Annotated in this window: 5 protein-coding genes and 1 pseudogene; 5 read left to right on the top strand and 1 reads right to left on the bottom strand. The window is 70.9% G+C overall.

Translation table 11 applies throughout. The features are described from left to right. Positions 1-146: 146 nt before the first annotated feature. Positions 147-1,574: an aldehyde dehydrogenase family protein gene (locus FKV24_RS11645; RefSeq protein WP_141482501.1), complete on the bottom strand. Its 1,428-nt coding sequence runs from the start codon at positions 1,572-1,574 to the stop codon at positions 147-149. Between the two features lie 138 nt (positions 1,575-1,712). Between FKV24_RS11645 and FKV24_RS11640 the strand changes: the two genes are divergently transcribed. The 5 genes and pseudogenes from FKV24_RS11640 to FKV24_RS11620 all read left to right on the top strand — a co-directional run. Further along, positions 1,713-2,252: a gamma carbonic anhydrase family protein gene (locus FKV24_RS11640; RefSeq protein WP_141482500.1), complete on the top strand. Its 540-nt coding sequence runs from the start codon at positions 1,713-1,715 to the stop codon at positions 2,250-2,252. A 46-nt stretch (positions 2,253-2,298) separates the two neighbouring features. Then, positions 2,299-2,733 carry an energy transducer TonB gene (locus FKV24_RS11635; RefSeq protein ID WP_111265045.1) on the top strand — a complete coding sequence of 145 codons (435 nt, stop codon included), beginning with the start codon at positions 2,299-2,301 and terminating at the stop codon, positions 2,731-2,733. A 43-nt stretch (positions 2,734-2,776) separates the two neighbouring features. Beyond that, positions 2,777-3,472: an RDD family protein gene (locus FKV24_RS11630; protein WP_141482499.1), complete on the top strand. Its 696-nt coding sequence runs from the start codon at positions 2,777-2,779 to the stop codon at positions 3,470-3,472. A 10-nt stretch (positions 3,473-3,482) separates the two neighbouring features. Then, positions 3,483-4,535 carry a stage II sporulation protein M gene (locus FKV24_RS11625; RefSeq protein ID WP_111265043.1) on the top strand — a complete coding sequence of 351 codons (1,053 nt, stop codon included), beginning with the start codon at positions 3,483-3,485 and terminating at the stop codon, positions 4,533-4,535. Further along, positions 4,532-5,293, top strand: a pseudogene (locus tag FKV24_RS11620) (DUF4129 domain-containing protein); the annotation flags it as partial. The gene FKV24_RS11625 and the pseudogene FKV24_RS11620, both read left to right, overlap by 4 nt.

Below are 5,293 nucleotides of genomic sequence, written 5' to 3'. Positions count from 1 at the left end.
CTCACGATTGAGCCTTGTCGGGACGGCCCTTTCTTTTGGTGACTTTTCTTTGGGCCAGCAAAGAAAAGTTACCCGCCGCCCTGGGTGGCGGAAGCTTTTTGAGCTTGATCTGGCCGGTCCAGGCCGACCGCTGAGCGGCCTGCCCCCTACTTCGCCAGCCAGCGGATCATCCGATCGATCCGCCCCTTGTATGGCGGCTTGATCAGGTCGCTGCCCGCCCAGCGCGCCTGCCGGAACACCGGCAGCAGCTTGCTGAAGGTCTCGAAGCCGTAGCGGCCATGGATCGCGCCGATGCCGCTGGGACCGATGCCGCCGAACGGCAGGCCGTGCACGCCGAAGTGCACCAGGGTGTCGTTCACGGTGACCCCGCCGGGCAGGATGCCGTCGAGGATCCGGTTCACGTTGGCGTCGTCGTGACTGAACGGGTACAGCGACAGCGGGCGCGGCAGCCGCTGGATCGTCGCGATCGCCTCGTCGAGCGAGCGGTACGACAGGATCGGCAGGATCGGCCCGAAGATCTCGTGGCGCATCACCTCGGCCTCGGCGTCGGGCTCGATCACCAGGGTCGGCGGCAGCAACCGCCCGCTCTGCTCCGCACCGGTCGAGGCCGCCTCGCCCAGCGGGGTCAGCACGCGCAGTCCGCGGGCGTGGGCGTCGTCGATGTACCCCTGCAGGCGGGCGTACTGGGCATCGTTGATGATGCGGGTGTAGTCCGGCGAGGCCGCGATGTCGCCGTAGCGCGCGCGCAGCTCGGCGCCGATCGCCTCGACGAAGGCATCGCGGCGCGCGGCATCGACCAGTACGTAGTCGACGCCGATGCAGGTCTGGCCGGCGTTGATCCACTTGCCGGTGGCGATACGGGCGGCGGCCTTTTCGATCGGGAAATCGGGGCAGACCACCGCCGGCGCCTTGCCGCCCAGCTCCAGGGTCACCGGGGTCAGGTTCGGCGCCGCCGCCGCCATCACCTTGCGGCCGACCGCGGTCGAACCGGTGAACAGCAGGTGGTCGAACGGCAGCGCGGCGAACGCGGCGCCGACCTCGGGGCCGCCCAGGGCGACCGCGACCCGGTCGGCCGGGAACACGTCGGCCAGCAACTGGCGCAGCCAGGCGCTGGTGCGCGGGGTGTGCTCGGAGGGCTTGAGGTAGACGTGGTTGCCGGCGGCGATCGCCGACACCAGCGGCATCAGCGCCAGATTCACCGGGTAGTTCCACGGCGACAGGATGCCGACCACGCCGACCGGCACCGGTCGCACCTGCGCCCGCGCCGGCCAGAACCGCCAGCCCACCGCCGCCCGCCGCGGCCGTGCCCAGCGCCGCAGGTGGGCCAGGGCGTGGTCGATCTCGGCGATCACTACCATCGCCTCCGAAATCAGGTTCTCGTGCTCGGAACGGTGGCCGAAATCGGCGCGGATCGCCGCATCCATCGCCGGCACCTGGGCGCGGAAGGCCTCGCGCAGCCGCTCCAGGTCGGCGCGGCGGCTGGCCAGATCGGGCTTGCGGGCCTGCCAGGCCGCGCGCAGCGCGCGATGGGTGGAGACGAGCTCGTCGGGCGTGGTGTCGGCGGTGATGTCCATGCGGTCGAGTTTAGAGCCTGGCGGGCGGCACGGAAGGGGGGATTCCGGTCGTGCCGGAATGGCCGGTTTTCCCCGTCGGCGCCGCCGCGGCCGTTCGCGCCCACATCGGGCAAGCCGCGGCCCGGTAGAATCGGCGGCATGACCCTGCGTCCCTATCTCGACACCTTTCCCGATCTCGGCGAGCGCGTCTACGTCGATCCCGCCGCGACCGTCATCGGCGCGGTCAGCCTCGGCGACGACGTCTCGATCTGGCCCGGCTGCGTGGTCCGCGGCGACGTCAACTCGATCTCGATCGGCGCGCGCACCAACATCCAGGACGGCAGCATCGTCCACGTCACCCACGAAGGTCCGTTCACCCGACCCGGCGGCTTGCCGACGGTGATCGAGAACGACGTCACCGTCGGCCATGGCGCGATCATCCACGCCTGCACGGTGCACGAGTTCGCGCTGATCGGCATGGGCGCGAAGATCCTCGACGGCGCGACGGTCTCGCGCCTGGGTTTCGTCGGCGCCGGCGCGGTGGTGCCACCGGGCAAGACCGTCGGCGAGGCCGAGCTGTGGCTTGGCAATCCGGCGCGGTTCGTGCGAAAACTGGACCCGCGCGAGATCGAACAACTGCAGTACAGTGCGCAGCATTATGTGCGGTTGAAGAACCGCTACCTCGACAGCCGGAGCTGAGCCTGGCCGGAGCCACGGGATCGGGCGGGGAGAACAGAGGCAGGGAATGGAAGGCAAGAACGCGGCGCTGGCCGCATGCATGGTGGCGCTGGCGGGCTGCACGTTCGGGGACAACAACTACCTGCGCCCGAACGAATCGATCGTCGACGATGGCGTGACCCCGGAATGCGTGGGCGACTACGACCGCGCGCCCGTGCTGGTCGCGGCCAAGGCGCCGGTATTTCCGGTCAGCATGCTCAACCCGACCCTGATCGAGGACCGCAAGACCCGCCACCTGCCGATGAGCTGGCAGGTCGACGCCCGCTTCGACGTCGGCACCGACGGCGTGCCGCTCAACGTCCGCGCCTCGGCGACCGACCCGGCCAGCTTCGGCCACCACACCGCGATCGCGATCCGCGCCTGGCGCTTCAAGCCCGCGCTCCGCGCGGGCGTGGCGGTGACCGCGGCCTGCACCTTCACGATGACCTTCGAGCTGGGATGAGCGGCTCGATCGGACCACACCGGCGGCGGCGCCGGACTCGCTGATGCGCGCGCCCATCCTCGACACCAGCCGCGACGTGATCACGCCCGAAGGCGTGGCCCTGCGCCTGCCCGCGGCGGGACCGATGCCGCGCGCACTGGCCTGGCTGATCGATTTCGCGCTGCGCCTGGCCCTGCTGTTCGCCGGCAGCCTGCCGCTGGGCGCGATCGGGCGCGGCGGGGTCGGTCCCTACCTGATCCTGCTGTTCTCGCTGTTCTGGCTGTACCCGATCGCGTTCGAGGTGCTGTGGCGTGGCCGCACCCCGGGCAAGCGCGCGCTCGGACTGCGGGTGATCTCCGCCAACGGCGCACCGGTGGGCTGGATGCCGGCGATCACGCGCAACCTGCTGCGGGTGGTCGACATGCTGCCGTTCGGCTATGCGCTGGGCCTGCTGGTCAGCTTCGGCGATCCATGGGGCCGGCGCATCGGCGACATGGTCGCCGGCACCCTGGTCGTGCACGACGGCCGCTCGCTGCCGCCGGCCTCGACCCCGCCCGCCGAAGCGATCGCCGCACCGGTGGTGCTGCTGCCGCACGAGCAGGCCGCCCTGGTCGCGTTCGCCGAGCGCGCGCCACGGCTGACCGCGGCCCGCCAGGTCGAACTGGCCGAGCTGACCAGTCCCTGGCTGGGCGTCCGCGGGCAGACCGCGGTGCAGCGCCTGTACGGGATCGCCAACGGTCTGCTGGGGCGGCGGCGATGAGGGCGACGCGATGAAGCAGGAGAATTTCGTCCGCCGGCACGAGGCCGAATGGCAGGCGCTGGAGCACTGGCTGCGATCCCGCGACGTGGCCCGCAAGGCGCGCGCCGAGCGCCGCAACTGGGACGGCATCGCCGATCACGAAATGCCGGCGCGCTACCGCCGGCTGTGCCAGCAACTGGCGCTGGCACGCCGTCGCGGCTACAGCCCGCAGCTGACCGAGCGCCTGCAGCAGATCGTGCAGCGCGGCCACAGCCAGCTGTATCGCAGCCCGCCGCCACGCTGGCAGACGGCGCTGGAATTCCTGGTCGCGGGCTTTCCCCGCCAGGTCCGCTCCGAACGCGCCTGCATGCTCGCGGCGCTGGCCCTGTTCGTCGTGCCGCTGGTTGCCATCTTCGTGGCGATCCAGATCAAGCCCGAGCTGGCCAGCAGTCTGTTCGACCCGATCCAGCTGGCCGGGTTCGAGAGCATGTACGACCCGGACGATCCCGACCGCAAGCTGGGACGCGACAGCGGAACCGACCTGGCGATGTTCGGTTACTACATCTGGAACAACGTCAGCATCGGCTTCCGCACCTTCGCCACCGGCCTGGTCGCCGGCTTCGGCTCGATCTTCGCGCTGGTGTTCAACGGGATCACCATCGGCGGCGTCGCCGGCCACCTGCAGGCGGTCGGCCACGGCGATCCGTTCTGGCGTTTCGTCGCCGGCCACTCGGCACCGGAACTGACCGCGATCGTGATCGCCGGCGGCGCCGGCCTGCGGCTGGGGCTGAACCTGGTCGCGCCGGGCCGGCGACGGCGCATCGATGCGCTGATCGACGGCGGCCGGCGCGGCGCGCGCCTGTGCCTGGGCGTATTCGCGATGCTGGTGTTCGCCGCCTTCGTCGAGGCGTTCTGGTCGTCGATCGCGTGGATGCCGGCGGTGGTCAAGTACAGCGTCGGCGCGCTGCTGTGGACGCTGGTGCTGGGCTGGCTGCTGCTGGGCGGACGCCACCAGGGTCCGACCTCGGCCGACATCGATCCGATCCGCGATCCGCAACGCGATGGCGGGGGCGACGGCGCATGAATCTGGAATCGCTGACCGTCGCACTGCGTCCGCGCACCGCCTGGGAGGCGGTCGAGCTGGGCACCGCATTGACCCGCCGCCACGCCGCCGCGATCTGGACGCCGTGGCTGCTGTTGACCGTGCCGATGCTGGCGCTGTGCAACCTGCTGACCTGGTCGCTGGACATGATGTGGCTGGCGCCGCTGCTGATGTGGTGGCTCAAGCCGGCCTACGACCGGATTCCCCTGTACGTGCTCTCGCACGCGGTGTTCGGCGACGTGCCCGGGACCGCCCGCACCCTGCGCGCGCAGCTGGGCTGGGGCCTGCGCTGGCTTCCGGCCTACCTGAGCTGGCGCCGGTTGAGCCCGGTGCGCGCGCTCAACATGCCGGTCGACCTGCTCGAGGGCGGCAGCGGTCCGGCCGCGCGCCAACGCCGCCGCGCCCTGACCGGGCCGGTGTACGGCGTGGCGCTGCTGACGACGGTGATCTGCCTGCACTTCGAGCTCGCGGTCTATCTCGGCCTCAATGCGCTGGCGGTGCTGTTCGTGCCGCCGGATCAGCTGCCCACGGCCTGGCGCGACTTCATGACCGTGGTCAACGAGCAGCCGCTGTGGCTGGACCTGCTCACCAACACCCTGGCCTGGGCGGCGACCTGCGCGATCGAGCCGTTCTACGTCGGTGCCGGCTTCGGGCTGTACCTGAACCGTCGCACCGAGATCGAGGGCTGGGACATCGAGATCGTGTTGCGCCGGCTGGGCGCGCGCCTGGCCGGCGCCGGC

The sequence above is a fragment of the Marilutibacter maris genome, from assembly GCF_006546735.2.
Classification (GTDB): domain Bacteria; phylum Pseudomonadota; class Gammaproteobacteria; order Xanthomonadales; family Xanthomonadaceae; genus Marilutibacter; species Marilutibacter maris.
The sequence above is the reverse complement of the archived record's forward strand: the minus strand, read 5'-3'. Positions and strand labels throughout refer to the sequence as shown.